This window comes from Moorena sp. SIO3H5, assembly GCF_010692395.1.
In the GTDB taxonomy this organism is placed as follows: Bacteria; Cyanobacteriota; Cyanobacteriia; order Cyanobacteriales; family Coleofasciculaceae; genus Moorena.
In genome coordinates this window covers 1-1425 of record NZ_JAAHHS010000757.1, presented here as the reverse complement: position 1 = coordinate 1425, position 1425 = coordinate 1, and the positions used below count along the sequence as shown (strand labels likewise).

Here is a 1425-nt window from a genome sequence, read left to right as displayed (position 1 = left end):
CAAGAATTCAAGGGCCATACGAATGGGGTCTATAGCGTGAGTTTTAGTCCCGATGGCCAGTATCTCGCCACTAGGGCAATCGGGTCTTATCCAGCGAGAACCTTGAGAAGATAGTCATTGTCCCAACCTGCCTGTAATCGCTTATTTTGAATGCCGACTTTCGAGGTTTTTTCTTGATTCAATAAGCTCAGCGCCAGATGCCTGACCATCGCTAAGTTTTCGTCACCATGCCCTTTTCGAATGCGACACTCATCTTCTCGAAACGCTACATCTAAGACCCAATGAAGGGAATTTTCAATACCCCAGTGAGTGCGAATCGCGCTGGCTAATCGTAGGGCATTCGGCACTAACGAACTAATAAAATAGCGTCGCTCTGGTTCGGGAGTAGGCTTGCCACTCTCTCGACGGACCGATTCAACCATCACAATGCTCTTCAAGCCCGCCCACTTCTCACCATTGAGTAATCCTTCAACACACCCCATACTCCAATATCGTCGAGTTTCAATGCGTCCATGTCCGGTCTCTACTCGTTCATAGTAATCGTATTCAATGCCCTTAAATCCCGTCACTTCAGCGTAGGCAAACAACTGTTGAACATCGGTACACAAATCTCCTTGATTTCCCTTGAGCGCCAAGACGTAGTCTCCTCCCTGAGTGATAATTTGTTCGGCAATGGCCGTTTGAGTGCCCATGGCATCAATGGTGATAATACATCCTTCAATGGCGAGCACTTTGAGCAATTCGGGTATCGCTGTAATTTCATTGGACTTTTCATCCACTTTGCGTTGCCCTAACACCAGACGATTGTTGTTGGCCCAGGCACTAACCATGTGAATAGCTCCTTTATTATCGCCGCTATCGTAAGAGCGACGAAGCGTCTTACCATCAATCGCAATCACCTCTCCTTGTGTCAGGCAACTGACGGAGCGTACCCACCGCAGAAAACACTTCTGCAATTGTTCAGGATTAAGGCGAGCAAACACATCGCCAAAGGTATCATGGCTAGGAATACCATTGGGTAACTCTAGAATGGTGTTCAACCACTCATATTTCGCTTGGCCAAATGTGGCGACTCCAACCCAGCCATTGGCTCCACAGATCACCGCTAAAATGGTGATAATGATGATATCAATGAGTAAATGGCGTTTGCTCCGCTCTATCCTCGGGTCTTCCACTTCTCTAAAATGCTCAATGAGGTTAAGTCCTGGAGCGATAGGCGTGAGGTTGAGTTTCGGTTGGGCTGGGGCAAAGGCGTCGTTAATATTGGGTTTGGGCTTTTGAATCATCAGAGTTTTTGAGCCTCAAGACTGTCTTGATACACTCTCCTCTGACGCCACATTTTGCAAGTTTTTAAGACCCGATTGCCCTAATCAATATACGAGAGAGAGGCCCTCTTGTCTTTGAAGCGCTTCAAAATAAATCACA

Annotated in this window: 2 protein-coding genes; one reads left to right on the top strand and one right to left on the bottom strand. The window is 47.1% G+C overall.

The window, feature by feature from the left end; all coding sequences use genetic code 11:
- Positions 1-114 (top strand): WD40 repeat domain-containing protein (locus F6K52_RS37230; RefSeq protein WP_364421503.1); only part of this gene is annotated, 114 nt, incomplete at its 5' end.
- Here the strand turns inward: F6K52_RS37230 and F6K52_RS36275 are convergent.
- On the bottom strand, positions 87-1286 hold the full coding sequence (locus F6K52_RS36275) for an ISAs1 family transposase (RefSeq protein ID WP_293090060.1): 1200 nt from the start codon (positions 1284-1286) through the stop codon (positions 87-89). The two genes, F6K52_RS37230 and F6K52_RS36275, sit on opposite strands and share 28 nt — an antisense overlap.
- Positions 1287-1425: the final 139 nt, after the last annotated feature.